This is a genomic window from Massilia sp., from assembly GCF_031995545.1.
Taxonomy (GTDB): domain Bacteria; phylum Pseudomonadota; class Gammaproteobacteria; order Burkholderiales; family Burkholderiaceae_D; genus Telluria.
Map to the genome: position 1 here is coordinate 18,147 of NZ_DAMAGA010000037.1, position 13,977 is coordinate 32,123.

Here is a 13,977-nt window from a genome sequence, read left to right on the forward strand (position 1 = left end):
CATCCCCACTGAACATCCAATAGAGGAGTTGATCATGAAGCAAACACACCAGAGCGTGGCCCTGGCGGGCCTGCTGGCGGTTGCGCTCGCCCTGACCGGGTGCAACGCCATGCGTGGCCACAGTGGATCGTCCGGATCGTCCGGCAGCGGCATGTCCGGCGGATCGAGCGGCACGGGCGGCAGCACCGGCACCGGCGGATCGAGCAGCTACGGGTCCGGCAGCGCCACCGATGCCCAGGGCAATCCGACCGGCAGCAGCGGCAGTTCGGGTACCAGCGGCACCACCGGCACTGAAAGCAGCTCGGGCAGCCTGGGCAATCCGACACTCCAGGACGGCACCTCGGGCAGTTCCGGCACCTCCGGCAGCATGGGGAGTTCGGGCAGCTCCGGCAGCACCGGCAGCATGCAGCAGGACAGCGGCGCCACGGCGGCGGCGGGTAGTGTCGTGCCGAACGGCACCGTGCTGGCGATCGAGGTCATGCCGACGACCGACAGCGCCACCGAGAGCGGCTCGATGGGCGCCAGCGGCGCGGCGGGCGCCACCGGCAGCTCGGGCTCCGGCCAGTCCTACCGCGTGACGGTGCGCAAGGATGACGGCAGCACCGAGGTCGTCACCCACAACAGCACGCCCGATTTCCGCAGCGGCGACCGCATCAATGTGACGAGCGGTGCGATCCAGCGCTAGGGGCGTCGGCTGGCAACTGGGAAGGAAATGGTGTGGACGGCCGCAGCCGTCCACTAGCTGCACTCAGGGCGTACCCGGATCCTTGCCGGCATCAAGAGCCTGTTGCGGATCACGATGCTGCAGCGGGATGTTGCGCGTCGCGGCGCTGATCACCTCGAGCGGCAGCTTCGGCGTGCGGTCGGCGTTGAGCAAACCGTTCGCTTCCTGGAACGTGTCGGTGAACTGCGTGTAGCAGAAACCGCTGAACATGAAGGTCTCGTTCACCACCTGCAGCAGGCGCCGGTACTGCTTCAGATAGCTTTCCGCCGTGTGCGCGCGGCTGTAGCCCCACGTGGTCTCGTCCGGATTCGGGGTCTGCTTCGGATCGTAGGCGATGCCGCCGAACTCGGTCAGCACGATCGGCTGACCGCGGTGCGGGAAACCGTCCAGGGTCAGGATGCGTCCACCCGGACGCCGCTGATCGAACAGCGTGCGCACCGGATCGGTGACCGCGTAGCGCGCCAGCACCTTCTCCGGGTCGCTGTCGTAGTCGTGGATGCCCAGGATGTCGGTGGCCGAGGCTTCCCAGCCGTCGTTGCCGATCACCGGACGGGTCGAGTCGAGCGTGCGTGTCAGGTGGTACAGCGCTTCCACCGCGTTGCGATGCGCCTGCGTCAGCGTCAGGTTCGGCACGCCCCACGATTCGTTGAACGCGACCCACACGATGATGCACGGGTGCGAGTAGTCGCGCTCGATCGCCTCGGTCCACTCCTTGACCATGCGCGTGATTGCGCGCGGGCTGAAGCGGTAGGCCGACGGCATCTCTTCCCACACCAGCAGGCCCAGCTTGTCGGCCCAGTACAGGAAGCGCGGATCCTCGATCTTCTGGTGCTTGCGCACGCCGTTGAAGCCCATCAGCTTGACCAGTTCGACGTCGCGCTTGAGGTGCTGGTCCGACGGCGCGGTCATGAACGATTCCGGCCAGTAGCCCTGGTCCAGCACCAGGCGCAGCTGGTACGGCCTTCCATTGAGCATGAAGCGGTCGCGGTTGATCGACACCGAACGCAGCGCGGTATACGAGCGGATGCGGTCCAGCACCACGTCGCCGCAGCGCAGCGTCACTTCGGCGTCCAGCAGCGTCGGGCGTTCCGGGCTCCACAGGATCTCGTTGCGCGAGTCGTCGATGCCGGGGTCGGACAGCGCGATCTTGCGATTGGCTTCGCCGGCCAGCAGCTTGTAGTAGTCGTCGGCCAGCAGCTGGTCGCCGTGCCAGATCTTGACTTCGACAAACAGGTCTTCCTGGATGTCGCCGGCGGCGAACACTTCGCAGCCGATCTCGTAGGTTTCGAACACCGGGGTCCAGCGCAGCTTCTGGATATAGGTCGGCGACACCTGCTCGACCCACACGGTCTGCCAGATGCCGGTGGTGCGCGGATACCAGATCGAGTGCGCGTCCAGCAGCCAGTCCTGCTTGCCGCGCGGCTTGGCCAGGTCGGCCGGATCGTCTTCGACCCACACCGTCACCAGCTGCTTGCCGTCGGCGTTCAGGGCGCAGGTGATGTCGGCCGAGAACGGCGTATGGCCGCCCTCGTGCTCGGCCACCAGCTGGCCATTCACCCACACCCGGCAGCTGTAGTCGACCGCGCCGAAATGCAGGATGGTGCGCCCGTCGTTGGGCGTCATCTCGAATTCGCGCTGGTACCAGACGAAGCGGTGGAAACCGGTGTCCTGGATGCCGCTCATTTCCGTTTCCGGTGCGAACGGCACGGTGATTTCATGGGTCCATTCGGTGACGTCCGTCGGCTGGGCAAAACGACCTTCGTCGTCGTAGCAGAAACGCCACTTGCCGTTCAGGTTCAGCCACTGGTCGCGCACCAGCTGTGGACGGGGATATTCGAACTGATTCATTGTTATCCTTTCTGTTCAGTTGGAACCGGGACCAGGATGCGTCCCTGTCGTCCATCCGGGTGGTTGTAGGCCGCCAGCGCGGTGGCGGCAGCTTCGTTGCTCTGCCCTTTACGGCACAGGGCCACGCAGGCGCCGCCGAAACCGGCGCCGGTCAGGCGCGCCCCGAGCACGCCTGGCGCGGCGCGCAGCGCGTCGCACAGGGCATCCAGCTCGGGAATCGACACCTCGTAGTCGTCGCGCAGGCTGAAGTGCGACGCATTCATCAGTTCGCCGAAACGCTCGGCGCTCACGCCCTGCGCCGCTTCCTGCACGCGCAGGTTTTCCTGCACCACGTGGCGGGCCCGCTCGCGCAGCGGCGAGGGCAAGGTTTCGACCGAGTCCGGCTCGGTGACGTCGCGCAGCGCACCCACGCCCAGCTTGCGCGAGGCTTCCTCGCACTCGGCGCGCCGTTCGTTGTACTTGCTGGCGGCCAGCGTGCGCGCCACGCCCGAATCGATCACGATCAGCTCGGTGTCCGCCGGCAGCGGCACCAGGTGATGCTCGAGCGTGCGGGCGTCGATGAACAGCATATTGCTTTCATCGGCCAGGCTCGACGCCATCTGGTCCATGATGCCGCAATTGACGTGCGCGTACTCAATCTCGGCGCGCTGCGCGATCTGGGCCAGCTTGACGTCGTCGAGCTCGAAGCCGAGCAGCGCGCGCATGGCGCGCAGCGTGGCGACCTCGAGCGCGGCCGACGACGACAGGCCGGAGCCGACCGGCAGGTTGGTGTCGACATAGATGCGCAGCGGCGGCACCTCGATGCCTTCCGCCTGCACCAGCCGGATGCAGCCTTCGATATAGCTGCCGTAGCCCTGCGGCGCATTGCCGTCGCGCGCGAACGTCACGGTCTGGTCGAGGTTCGGCGAATAGAAATGGAAATGGTCGTCGCCGCTGCGGCTCATCGCCACCAGCGTGCCCTGGGGCGTGGCCACCGGCAGCATGAAGCCGTCGTTGTAGTCGGTGTGTTCGCCCAGCAGGTTGACGCGGCCCGGCGCGCTGGCGTTGACTTCGGGCGCGCCGCCGAAGAAGGTGTCGGGTGTGACCATGTTATTGAATCTCCAGCCAGAGCGGCCGCTTGCGGCCATGTACGTCCAGCGCCGGCCAGCCGGGGTCGAACGTCAGGTTCTCGAGCCCGTTCGGCCCGAGCAGGAAAGTGTCTTCGATCTTCATGCCGCCGAAGCTCGGGTTGAACGCGAACGCCATCCCTTCTTCGAGCAGGGTCGCGGTGCTGTGGGTGGCCACGATCTCGCGCGCCTGGTAGCCGGTGATGCCGCCCTGGTGGTGCTCGCGGATCGCATCCTCGACGTCGGCATGGTGGTAGGCCTGGGCCAGCGCGTGGTACACGGCGGACAGCGAGCCGCCCGCCTTGACCGCTTCCAGCCCGGTGGCCTCCAGGTCGATCAGGGTGCGCTGGTTGTCGGGTGCCGAACCGGCGCCGAAGCTGACGAAGCGCGTCAGGTTCGCATACAGCCCGTGGCGGCGCGCGCAGAACACCAGCATCGCCCGGTTGCCGATCGGCTCGTTGGACGGGGTCGCGTGGCGGTACAGCGGCAGGCGCCGTTCGCCGGCCGCCAGCACCAGCGCCGGATGGATGCCGCGCCGCCACAGCGCCTCGGCGCCGGCGCCGGCCAGCTGCTGCTCGGTCCACTCGGGACGGGCACGGTGCAGCACGTCGGTCATCGCCTCGGCCGCCTCGCGTCCCAGCACGCGGTAGCGCTCCTGCTCGCTTGCGCTCAGCACCAGGCGGCGCTGGCGCAGCGCCGGCGGCAACGGCTGTTCGCCATTCACGGGACGGTCCGACAGCACCGGCAGGCCGACGGCGGCAGTGCTGACGAATCGCTCGCGCAGCTCGGGCTCGGCCCACGGTTCGATGTGGAAGGTAAACCCTTCCGGCACTTCTTCGTTGCGCAGGCGCTCGCCCTCGATCTGGTCGGTCAAGACGCACGCTTCGGTCGGGGTGACCAGGATCTCGGCCACGCCGGTATCGGTCGTGTGCAGCACCGCGTTCGAGCCGCCCGCCGTGACCCAGGCGAACCAGTCGGCGCCGCGCAGGCGCAGCGTGCCCGCGCCTGCCTGCGTCAACGTCTCGCGCAGCAGGGCCAGCTTGTCGGCGACCTCGCGCGCGCGCACGCTCGGGTCGATCATGCCGATTCCTCCAGGTTGACCTCGACCTGCTGCAGCTCATAGGCCGTGGTCTCGGGCAGCACGTCCATCGCGAACATGCCGGCCGCCAGCTCGGTGCCGGCCAGGTATTTCAGGCGGTCCTTGGTGCGGTATGGCGGATAGAACTGGGCGTGCAGCTGCGTTTCCGGGTGCTCGGCGCCGTCGGTCGGCGCCTGGTACCAGGCCATCAGGTAAGGGAACGGACGGTTCCACAGGGTCTCGTACTTGAGCAGCACGGTTTTCAGCGCACGCGCCAGGCTTTCGCGCTGCGGCGGCGTCAGTGCGGCGAAATCCTTGCACGGCGCGGTCGGCATCACCCACACCTCGTACGGGTAGCGGGCGCAGGCCGGCACGAAGGCGATCGCATAATCGTCCTGGTACAAGACGCGCTTGCCGTCGGCCGCTTCGTCGCGCGCCATGTCGCACAGCATGCTCGAGCCGTGCTGCAGGTAGTACTCGCGTTCCTGCGCCAGCATGCGCGCCGGCACCGCCGGCACGAACGGATACGAATAAATCTGGCCGTGCGGATGGTGCAGCGTGACGCCGACTTCGGCGCCGCGGTTCTCGAACGGCAGCACGTAGTGGATATGCGGCTGGCTGCCGATGCGCTGGGTGCGGTCGCCCCATACCTGCAGAAGCAGTTCGATGCGCGACAGCGGCAGGTGCACCAGCGCCGTGTCCGGGTCCTGGGTGAACACCACCACTTCGCAGTGGCCATTGGCCGGCGCGCTCGGCACGGTCAGGGTCGGTGGATCGTGCGACTCCAGCGCCAGCGACGGGAAGCGGTTGTCGAACACGGCGATCTCGTAGTCGCCGGCCGGCATTTCGGTCGGATGCTCGGGGTCGCGCGTCGGCGCCAGCGGGTTGTACTGCGGTGGCGGCTGGTAGGTGCGGTTCTGGCGGAAGCCGGCATAGGTCACCCACTCGCCGCGCAGCGGATGCCAGCGCAGGTGCGGGTTGGCGTTCTGCGGATCCGGGAATGGGCTGGGCGCAACGAGGCCGTCGGGAATCGCCCGGTTGCTGTAGAGAGTAAGGTTGCGTCCGTCCGGCTTCTTGAGGTCTTTACTATGCATGGCAATCAATAGGATATCGGTCACGTCCGGCGCGAACGCGCACGACGGATCGACGCGCTCACGGCTCTAAAAACCGATCCTATCATGCTGTTTTCGCCACATATTTTCGTTAGCGCTGGTTCATTTTCCAGCCGTCAATACCGTACCGTCACAGGCATGGGACGCCCTTCGCGGTAAGTCTTGGATTAGCAAGGGCAAGCCGCTTGGTTACCGCTAACAGAACGTGTCAGTGTAGTTTAATTCCTACGCGAGGATTAGAAGTTTTTACACGATTTGGCGGGAGAAGAACCTACTTTCCCGATGAGCACACTGCTGTGTTCAGGTTAATCGGCAAGGCGAGCTGTGCCGACAAGAAGCGATGGGGACGATGGACGCGGCGGATACGACAGCGGCCGTCAAGGTGGACGGCCGCATGCACGACACAGGCTGAAACGGCCGACTTACTTGGCCAGCTCGACCAGCACCGCCGTGTACATCTGCAAGTTCAGCAGCAATTGCTTGGTGGTGATGAACTCATGCTCCGAGTGGCCGGTGTACTTCTTGCCCGGCATCGCCGGCCCGAAGCTGACCGCGTTCGGGAACAGGCGCGAATTGGTGCCGCCGCCGATCGCGATCGGCTTCGGATCCTTCATGCCGGTGAAGTACGAGAAGGTCGACAGCAGCGTTCCCAGTTGCGGCGGGTTCTGCAGGATCCACGGTTCGCGCACGCCGATCTTGACGTTCGACAGCGGCACCCGGCGCCCCTGCCATTGGGCCAGTGCGGCGTTGATCTCATTGGTCAGTTGCTCGGTGGTCTTGCCTTGCGGGCGGCGCACATTGATCGCTACTTCGATGCCGTCGTCGAGCTGGCGGATCACCGTCGGCACGAAGGTCATGGCGCCCATGAAGCTGTCGCGGTAGGCGATGTTGCCGAACTTCTCGCCGTGGATGCCGGTGCCGACCATGTCGTTCAGGTAGTTGACCACCGCGCCGGCGGTGGTGTTCGGCCATGGCTGCACCGCCAGCGCATCGGCCAGCATGCTGACCGCGTTGATGCCTTCCTGCGGTTTCGACGAGTGCGCCGAGACGCCCTTGGCGGTGACGGTCAGGTTGCTGTCCTGCCAGGCGAAGGAATACGTCATCCCTTCGTGCTTGGCGCCACGGGCCTTGATCAGTTTTTCGATCTCCGGCGTGGCGTTGGCGACCACCGCCTGCGCGTCTTCCGGGATTTGCGTGCCGAAGAAACCACCCTTGAAGCCGGCGATGTGCGGCTGGCCCGCGGCCGGCGTCTCGGCATGCGCATTCTGCATCGTGACGGCGACCGTGCCGCCGCCCTTCTCCGCCGTCACCACCGGGTATTCGGCGTCGAGCGTGATGCTCATCTGCGGCGGCACGTGAGTTTTCAGGAACTCGGTCAGCGGTCCCCAGTCCGATTCTTCGCCCATGTACACGTACAGCTCGATCCGCTTGTTCAGCGGCACCTGGTTGTCGCGGATCGATTTCATCGCATACAGCGCAGTGGCGATCGGGCCCTTGTCGTCCTCGGCGCCGCGCGCGATCAGCTTGCCCGGTTCGCTGGTACGGTCCAGCACGAACGGCGACTTCTTCCACTTGCTGGCGTCGACCGGCTGCACGTCGCCGTGGGTGACGATGCCGACCCGCTCTTCGCCCTGGCCGAGGCCGATGATCACGGTCCAGCCGTGGTCGGCGTAATCCAGGCCCAGGCGCTCGGCTTCCTCCTTCAGCGTTTGCTTGAAAGCGATGTGGACCGGGTTCTGGTCCGACGGCACGGTCTTGTCGGCCACGGTATTGAAGCTGACCAGCTTGGCCAGGGTGTCGACCACATCGTTGCGGTAGGTTTCGACGGCGTATTTGGCGGTCTTGACGGCGACCGGCCCTGGCACGGTGGCCGATGTCGCGGCAGTGGCGAGCGGGGAAATAAATGACGCCATGCAAGAAGCCAGTAAGAGACTGGCGAGCAAGGTTTTCTTGAACGTGCGTTGGTCGAACATCGTGTGCCAGTCTCCAGGTTGCAAAAGCGCAATGAGTCTAGCACAGGCATTTGCGCATTCCGGCGCATTCGGCACGGTCCGACGCAAGCCTGCCGCTTCGGCTATCTTTATGCCTTTGGCACAACAGCAGGAGCACTCCATGAACGACAAGAAGCTTCACCGCGTCCATCCCGCCCTGCGCGACGACATCGGCGACCTGCTCACGCAGCGCCCGGTGCCGGCGCCGCACCTGGACCAGATCGATCCCTTCCTGTTCCTGAACCACCATGGCCCGCAGACCTATCCGCCGAACAACCGCGGCCTGCCCTTCGGCCCGCATCCGCACCGCGGCTTCGAGACCGTTACCTTCATCCTCGACGGCCTGCTGGCGCACCGCGACAGCGCCGGCCACGAAAGCATCATCGGTCCTGGCGGTATCCAGTGGATGACGGCGGGGCGCGGCATCGTGCACGCCGAAGTCTCGCCGCGCGAATTCCTCGAGCACGGCGGCAAGCTCGAGATCCTGCAGTTGTGGGTCAACCTGCCGTCGCGCCTCAAGATGAGCGAGCCGGCTTACGTCGGCCTGCAGCAGGACCAGATTCCCGCGCTGTCGCTAAACGGCGGCAAGGTGACGCTGAACCTGATCTCGGGCGAATGGGAAGGCACGGCCGGGCCGGTGCAGTCGCTTACCGGCGTGTTCATGAGCACGGTCGCGATGCAGGCCGGCGGCGTCCTGCGCCTGACCGGCCTGCACCTGCGCAACGTGCTGCTGTATGTGGTGCGCGGAAGGATCGGCGTGGGTCAGTACGACGATCTCATCAGCGCATACCACCTGGTCGAGCTGAGCGAAGATGGCGAGACGGTCGAGATCCGCGCCGAGGAAGACGCCCTGCTCCTGTTCGGTCACGCCGAGCCGATCCGCGAACCGGTGGTGTCGCACGGCCCCTTCGTGATGACCACGCGCGAGGAAATCGTGCAGGCGGTCACCGACTACCAGGCCGGACGCTTCGGTTCGAGCCTGGGCTGAGCCGGATGCTGTGCTGCGCGCCCAGGGCTGGCGATTGAAGCCAGTCTAGCGCCGCACGCGCATGGCTCAAGCGCCGGCGGCACGAAGCGCGTCCTGGGGCGACGAACTGCCGAAAATGCGGGCTGGATGGTGCAAGGATGAGGCGCGCCAACGGTGCGTCCGTCCCCTGCACGGATGACTTACATTAGGGGACATCGACAATCAACCAACCCCATCCCATGCAAGCGATTCCCCTCGTCGCCACCACGCGCGGCTATCCGGACAGCGGCAATGTCATCGAGAACGTGCACGCCGGCTCGGTCGCGGTGGTCGACACGCAAGGCCGGCTGCTGTGGTCGGCCGGCGACCCGAACTATCCCACCTTCACCCGCTCCGCCCTCAAGCCGTTCCAGGCCCTGCCCTTCATCCTTGCCGACGGTCCGGCCCGCTTTGGCCTGACGCGCGACGAAGTAGCGCTGCTGTGCGCCAGCCACTCGGGCGAAGACATCCACCTGCAAGGCGTGAGCTCGATCCTGAACAAGATCGGCCTCGACCCGGCCCACCTGGAATGCGGCTGCGCGGTGCCGCTGCACTACGAATTCGTCGGCCAGCCGGCGCCGCAGGACCGCGCGTGGACACCGATGCACCACAACTGCTCCGGCAAGCACAGCGGCTTCCTGGCCTGGTGCCGCCTGCACGGCAAGCCGACCGGCGGCTACGTCGAGCGCGGCCACCCGCTGCAGCAGGCGATCCGCGCCACGCTGGCTGACACGGTCGGGCTGCCGGCCGAGAGCATGCCCACCGGCATCGACGGCTGCTCGGCGCCGAATTACGCCATGCCGCTGCAAAAGCTGGCACATCTGTACGCGCGCCTGGCGCAGGGCGCGGCAGACCCGCAACTGGGTGCGGCGATGGGCATTCTGGAAGAGGCGATGACGGCGCGGCCCGACATGGTGTCGGGCGAAAACCGTACCGACCTGCACTGGATGACGGCCGGCGGCGGCGACTGGGTGGCCAAGATCGGCGCCGACGCGGTGCAGGCGATCGGGGTGCGCTCGGCCGGGATCGGCATCGCGATCAAGATCGCAGATGGCAATAGCCGCGCGCTGCATCCTGCCGTCTATGCCGTGCTCGACCAGCTCGGCTTGCTGGACGATGCGCGCCGGGCGCAGCTGGAGCGTTATCGCCAGCCCTCGATCAAGAATGCGCGCGGGACGGTGGCGGGCGATATCCGGACGATGTTCACCCTGAACCGCGCGGCGTAACGGCGCAAGCCGCGGCAACCGCGCTATTCCCGACCTGATCGCGCCTGTTCAAGCACGGTATGGGCGGTAGTGCGGCATCGTGCTTCAACACCGTCTTCCATAATTGCCATACTGCCATCGCAGCGCTACGATGCTGGCGATGACCAGCTATGCCCGCCCCTCCGTGCACGCCTGCCCCGGCTGCGATGCATTTTTCTTGCGTCCGCGTTTACGCAGCGTCAATTACTACGGTGCAGTAGATTGGTCGGATGGAACGCCTACCATGTACTGGCATCGCGAGCCTTTGGCCAGATGCATGGCGTGCGCAGCGCTGTTCTGGCTGGACGAGATCGAAGCTGTCGGTATATTGCCCGAAAAACCCTATCCAATAGGCAGGCTATCGAGAGCCTGGATGCGCTGGCGTGGCGACCCTCAACAGCGCCTATCCGAAGAACAGGAATGGCTGCGCACCCCGGACAGCTGGAAGCGGGCGACCACCATTGGCAGCGTCGGTTTCGACGATGTGGTGCACGTGCTATCGCGTTCCAGACAAGTTAGCCCGGAACAGCTGCTTTGGCTGCGTACACGCGTCTGGTGGGGCCTGAACGACCGCTACCGCACCCGGGCAGATGGTTCTCCCCTACTCGACGTGCCGAGCTGGCCGCGGTCCGTCGAACGCACCAATATGGAAGTCATGCTCGACTTGCTGCAAACGCACGGCATGCAGCCCTGGTCAATGGTCCGGCAAGGCGAATTGCTGCGCCTGCTAGGCCGCTTCGATGAAGCTGTCGCTGTGCTCAGGGCGGTGCCGGCGGACGGCCATAGCGAGATCAGGGCGGCGAAGATCGAGCGGCTGGCGCGCGGCCGCGATGCACAGGTACGGCTGCTGAGCGAACGTACATGGTGAAACGGCGCCGCCGCAAAGACGTCCGGCCGCTGGCCATGGCTTATTCGAAGTCTTCGGCCAGGTTCTTCCAGCCACGGCTCTTGGCGAAGGGCGCGAACTCCTCGGGCGCTTCGAGCACGATCATGCGGCTTTCCTGCAGGCCCGGGTCGCTGTGGCCGAAGTCCGGCCCCTTGTACCCGACCGCGCGCAGGCGCTCGATGATCGAGCGCGTCAGTGCCGTGTCCTTGTAGGCGCCCGGCTCGAGCCGGTCCTTGAAGTCCACGTACACGTCGATGATCCCGTAGCCCTCGTCGAAGATGCGGATTTTCTTCACGTCAAGGGTACGGCCATTGCCGTCCTTGGCCTGGAACGGGCCGGACAGCTCAATATCGGAATCGGTAGTCATGGCGCCAGCATACCATCTGGCGCCAGCCTTGGCCGCACACCGCCTACCCCGGCGTCAGATCCGAAAAGTGGACACGGACTGAACTGTGCAATCGCTCTTGCAGCCACCTGACGGTCCAGTTCGTGTCTACTTTTCGGATCTGACACCGTTATTTCGGGGATCGCTCACTTCGCTTCATCTTCGACCGCATAACGGAACTCGCCGTCCGGCAGCATCAGGCTCGGCGCCGGCCTGCCCGCCTCGACCAGGATCACATCGAGCGGCACCGCATCCGGCACGGCATCGGCGCGAAACGCCTTGACGATGCGGCGTCCCTCCTTCGGCAGCAGTGCGGCAGGAATCGGGCGCGCACTGCGTCCGGCCAGGGTGCGCAGCCATTCGACGCGGCCGTTCTGCATCGCATAGCGCGGATAGATCACCTGCAGGTCGACCCGGCATGCCAGCCCGTTCAGTACCGGCCGGCTGCCATCCGCAGCGCGCAGGATGAACGGCGCACGCTGATGGCGGAACCTGTCGCTAAGCTCGGCATACAGCGGCGCTTCGGCGGCGCGGTCCGGGTGGGCGTAGAACGAAGTCTGGTCAATGCTCAGCAGTTCCAGCTTCGTCGCCCGTTCGAGGTATTCCGCCATCCAGACGATGCCATCGCCCGGCTGCGACTTGTACACGTGGGCGTAGCCGGCGTGGATGAACACCCTGGCCTCCTTGTCCTTGCTAAAGATGCGTTCGACCAGATTGCGCGCCTGGCCCTGCTCGCGCTTGCGCACCTGTTGCAGCGGTTCCGGGTCGGCGATGGCGTCGAAGTCCGGTTCATAAGCAACCAGCTTCCAGCCGTCGGCCAGCGCCGCGTTGACAAAGCCTGCGAATACTGCGTCCTTGGTATAGGTACCGGTGCCGGCGACGGTCTGGCCGTTCGGCATAAGAGGCCGCGCGTCGCCCGGCGCGCCGTCGTTGAAGGTTTCCGCCGCCAGATGGGTGAAGCCGATCTTGCGCAGCTCGGCTGCCAGGCGCTGGGCGAAAGCGCGGTGCATCGGCACGTGATGCGCTTCGTTGAGCAGCACCACGCGCTTGTCGCGCGCCGCCGCGACGATAGCCTGGATCGCATCCTCGGCCTGCGCATCGGCCAGCCGCGCCAACTGCGCCTCGTCCCCGGCGCTGAGCCGGACCGGCGTATCCTGCAGCAGATCGAAAGCGGCGATGGCGCCTTCGGTGTCGCCTGCGAAAGCGCGCTCGGCGCCGAGCTTCTGCAGCCGTCCGCCGGCCTCGTCGATCGCTGCACGCGCCTGCGCCGTGCGCGGCCGGGCGCAAGCCGACACCGGCACCTGCGCAAGGGCGCGCTCGGCGTCCTGCAGCGGGGCCATGTAAGCGCGCATGTCATAAGAAAAGCTCTGGGCCTGCGCCGCGCCCTGCAGGGCGCACAGGGCAACGATCGACAGCGACAGGATGCTGGTGCGGACAGACATGCATGGACTCCGGTTGTTCAGACGTGGCGCCAGCTTAACCCGACCATTCCCGAAAGTATCGAACAATCTATCTTGTCGCTTTGCTCTAGCATTGCTTCAACACGAACTGGAGCTTCAATGGACGCGAACCGCAATTCTTCATGGCGCCTGCTGCCACACCTGCTGTTGCTGTGCACCGCCCTGCTGCTGGGCGGCTGCGCCACCACGCTGTCGACCGACCAGCAAGCGCTGGTGGCCGGCAAGACCTACGTCGTCACCGGCGCTTCCAGCGGCCTGGGACGCGGCGTGGCCGAACGCCTGGGCGGCATGCGCGCCAACGTGGTGCTGGCCGCGCGCCGCGCCGATGCGCTGGAACAGGTGGCCGGCCGCATCACCGCCGCCGGCGGCCAGGCACTGGTCGTGCCGACCGACGTCGCCGATCCGACCCAGGTCCAGCGACTGGCGCAGGCCGCTTTGGCGCGCTTCGGGCGGATCGATGTCTGGATCAACAATGCCGGCGTCGGCGCCATCGGGCGTTTTGAAGACGTGCCGCTGGAAGACCACGCGCGCATCGTCGACGTCAACCTGAAGGGCGTGATCTATGGCAGCCACGTGGCGCTGCGCCAGTTCCGCCAGCAAGGCAGCGGCAACCTGGTCAACCTCGGCTCGGTCGAAAGCGTGATCCCCCTGGCCTACCACGCCTCGTACGCCTCGACCAAGGCGGCGATCCTGGGACTGGGGCGGGCGCTGAACGAAGAACTGCGGCTGGCGAAACTGGACAAGGTACACGTGACCACCATCCTGCCGTGGGCCACCGATACCGAGTTCTTCAACCAGGCCGCCAATTACAGCGGCCACAAGCCGCGCATGCCGATGATGGACGATCCGATGAAGGTGGTCGACATCATCGTGCGCGCCACCGTGTTCCCGCGTGAGGAAGTGCCGACCGGCTGGAAGGCGCGCGGCGCCTACTGGTCGCACCGCATCGCGCCCGACGTGGCCGAGCGCCTGGCGGCCGATATCGCGCACAAGGCGCAGTACGAAAGTTCGCCGCCGGCGCCGGCCACCAGCGGCGCGGTTCACCAGCCGATGCCGGGCACCACCGGCATCGATGGCGGGGTGCGCGAGCGCATGCGCCAGGAGGATGCGGCGCGCGAGGCGGCACCTCAGCGTTAA

12 protein-coding genes are annotated in these 13,977 nt (G+C 66.1%); 5 read left to right on the forward strand and 7 right to left on the reverse strand.

The window, feature by feature from the left end:
• The first annotated feature begins 34 nt into the window (after positions 1-34).
• The gene (locus tag RTQ83_RS19925; RefSeq protein ID WP_312518393.1) at positions 35-685 is read left to right on the forward strand and encodes a hypothetical protein; all 651 of its coding nucleotides are present in this window, start codon (positions 35-37) and stop codon (positions 683-685) included.
• Positions 686-748: 63 nt separating this feature from the next.
• Here RTQ83_RS19925 and RTQ83_RS19930 read toward each other — a convergent pair whose 3' ends face one another.
• From RTQ83_RS19930 to RTQ83_RS19950, 5 genes are all read right to left on the reverse strand, one after another.
• The gene (locus RTQ83_RS19930) at positions 749-2,572 is read right to left on the reverse strand and encodes a glycoside hydrolase family 2 TIM barrel-domain containing protein (protein WP_312518396.1); all 1,824 of its coding nucleotides are present in this window, start codon (positions 2,570-2,572) and stop codon (positions 749-751) included.
• A gap of 2 nt (positions 2,573-2,574) precedes the next feature.
• Entirely contained in the window at positions 2,575-3,660 is a 1,086-nt protein-coding gene (gene galK, locus RTQ83_RS19935) for a galactokinase (RefSeq protein WP_312518399.1), read from the reverse strand.
• A gap of 1 nt (position 3,661) precedes the next feature.
• Positions 3,662-4,759: a M24 family metallopeptidase gene (locus RTQ83_RS19940; protein ID WP_312518402.1), complete on the reverse strand. Its 1,098-nt coding sequence runs from the start codon at positions 4,757-4,759 to the stop codon at positions 3,662-3,664.
• A complete protein-coding gene (galT, locus tag RTQ83_RS19945) occupies positions 4,756-5,850 on the reverse strand; it encodes a galactose-1-phosphate uridylyltransferase (RefSeq protein WP_312518404.1) in 1,095 nt (364 codons plus the stop codon). Before galT ends, RTQ83_RS19940 begins: the two co-directional genes overlap by 4 nt.
• A gap of 440 nt (positions 5,851-6,290) precedes the next feature.
• A complete protein-coding gene (locus RTQ83_RS19950) occupies positions 6,291-7,781 on the reverse strand; it encodes a dipeptidase (protein WP_312518407.1) in 1,491 nt (496 codons plus the stop codon).
• Between the two features lie 199 nt (positions 7,782-7,980).
• Between RTQ83_RS19950 and RTQ83_RS19955 the strand changes: the two genes are divergently transcribed.
• From RTQ83_RS19955 to RTQ83_RS19965, 3 genes are all read left to right on the forward strand, one after another.
• Positions 7,981-8,847, forward strand: a complete 867-nt coding sequence (locus tag RTQ83_RS19955; RefSeq protein WP_312518410.1) for a pirin family protein — start codon at positions 7,981-7,983, stop codon at positions 8,845-8,847.
• A 218-nt stretch (positions 8,848-9,065) separates the two neighbouring features.
• A complete protein-coding gene (locus RTQ83_RS19960) occupies positions 9,066-10,091 on the forward strand; it encodes an asparaginase (RefSeq protein ID WP_312518413.1) in 1,026 nt (341 codons plus the stop codon).
• A gap of 130 nt (positions 10,092-10,221) precedes the next feature.
• Positions 10,222-10,977, forward strand: coding sequence for a hypothetical protein (locus tag RTQ83_RS19965; RefSeq protein WP_312518416.1), 756 nt, complete (start codon positions 10,222-10,224; stop codon positions 10,975-10,977).
• Between the two features lie 40 nt (positions 10,978-11,017).
• Here RTQ83_RS19965 and RTQ83_RS19970 read toward each other — a convergent pair whose 3' ends face one another.
• Both RTQ83_RS19970 and RTQ83_RS19975 read right to left on the reverse strand, forming a co-directional pair.
• Entirely contained in the window at positions 11,018-11,362 is a 345-nt protein-coding gene (locus tag RTQ83_RS19970) for a hypothetical protein (protein ID WP_312518419.1), read from the reverse strand.
• A gap of 164 nt (positions 11,363-11,526) precedes the next feature.
• Entirely contained in the window at positions 11,527-12,822 is a 1,296-nt protein-coding gene (locus tag RTQ83_RS19975) for a hypothetical protein (protein WP_312518424.1), read from the reverse strand.
• A 117-nt stretch (positions 12,823-12,939) separates the two neighbouring features.
• Between RTQ83_RS19975 and RTQ83_RS19980 the strand changes: the two genes are divergently transcribed.
• The gene (locus RTQ83_RS19980; protein ID WP_312518427.1) at positions 12,940-13,977 is read left to right on the forward strand and encodes an SDR family NAD(P)-dependent oxidoreductase; all 1,038 of its coding nucleotides are present in this window, start codon (positions 12,940-12,942) and stop codon (positions 13,975-13,977) included.

Bases quoted from the DNA above. Each gene is read 5' to 3' on its own strand.
- galT (WP_312518404.1), bottom strand. From the start codon at position 5,850: ATGCATAGTAAAGACCTCAAGAAGCCGGACGGACGCAACCTTACTCTC.
- RTQ83_RS19950 (WP_312518407.1), bottom strand. From the start codon at position 7,781: ATGGCGTCATTTATTTCCCCGCTCGCCACTGCCGCGACATCGGCCACC.
- RTQ83_RS19970 (WP_312518419.1), bottom strand. From the start codon at position 11,362: ATGACTACCGATTCCGATATTGAGCTGTCCGGCCCGTTCCAGGCCAAG.
- RTQ83_RS19980 (WP_312518427.1), top strand. From the start codon at position 12,940: ATGGACGCGAACCGCAATTCTTCATGGCGCCTGCTGCCACACCTGCTG.
- RTQ83_RS19930 (WP_312518396.1), bottom strand. From the start codon at position 2,572: ATGAATCAGTTCGAATATCCCCGTCCACAGCTGGTGCGCGACCAGTGG.
- RTQ83_RS19955 (WP_312518410.1), top strand. From the start codon at position 7,981: ATGAACGACAAGAAGCTTCACCGCGTCCATCCCGCCCTGCGCGACGAC.
- RTQ83_RS19960 (WP_312518413.1), top strand. From the start codon at position 9,066: ATGCAAGCGATTCCCCTCGTCGCCACCACGCGCGGCTATCCGGACAGC.
- RTQ83_RS19925 (WP_312518393.1), top strand. From the start codon at position 35: ATGAAGCAAACACACCAGAGCGTGGCCCTGGCGGGCCTGCTGGCGGTT.
- RTQ83_RS19975 (WP_312518424.1), bottom strand. From the start codon at position 12,822: ATGTCTGTCCGCACCAGCATCCTGTCGCTGTCGATCGTTGCCCTGTGC.
- RTQ83_RS19965 (WP_312518416.1), top strand. From the start codon at position 10,222: ATGCTGGCGATGACCAGCTATGCCCGCCCCTCCGTGCACGCCTGCCCC.
- galK (WP_312518399.1), bottom strand. From the start codon at position 3,660: ATGGTCACACCCGACACCTTCTTCGGCGGCGCGCCCGAAGTCAACGCC.
- RTQ83_RS19940 (WP_312518402.1), bottom strand. From the start codon at position 4,759: ATGATCGACCCGAGCGTGCGCGCGCGCGAGGTCGCCGACAAGCTGGCC.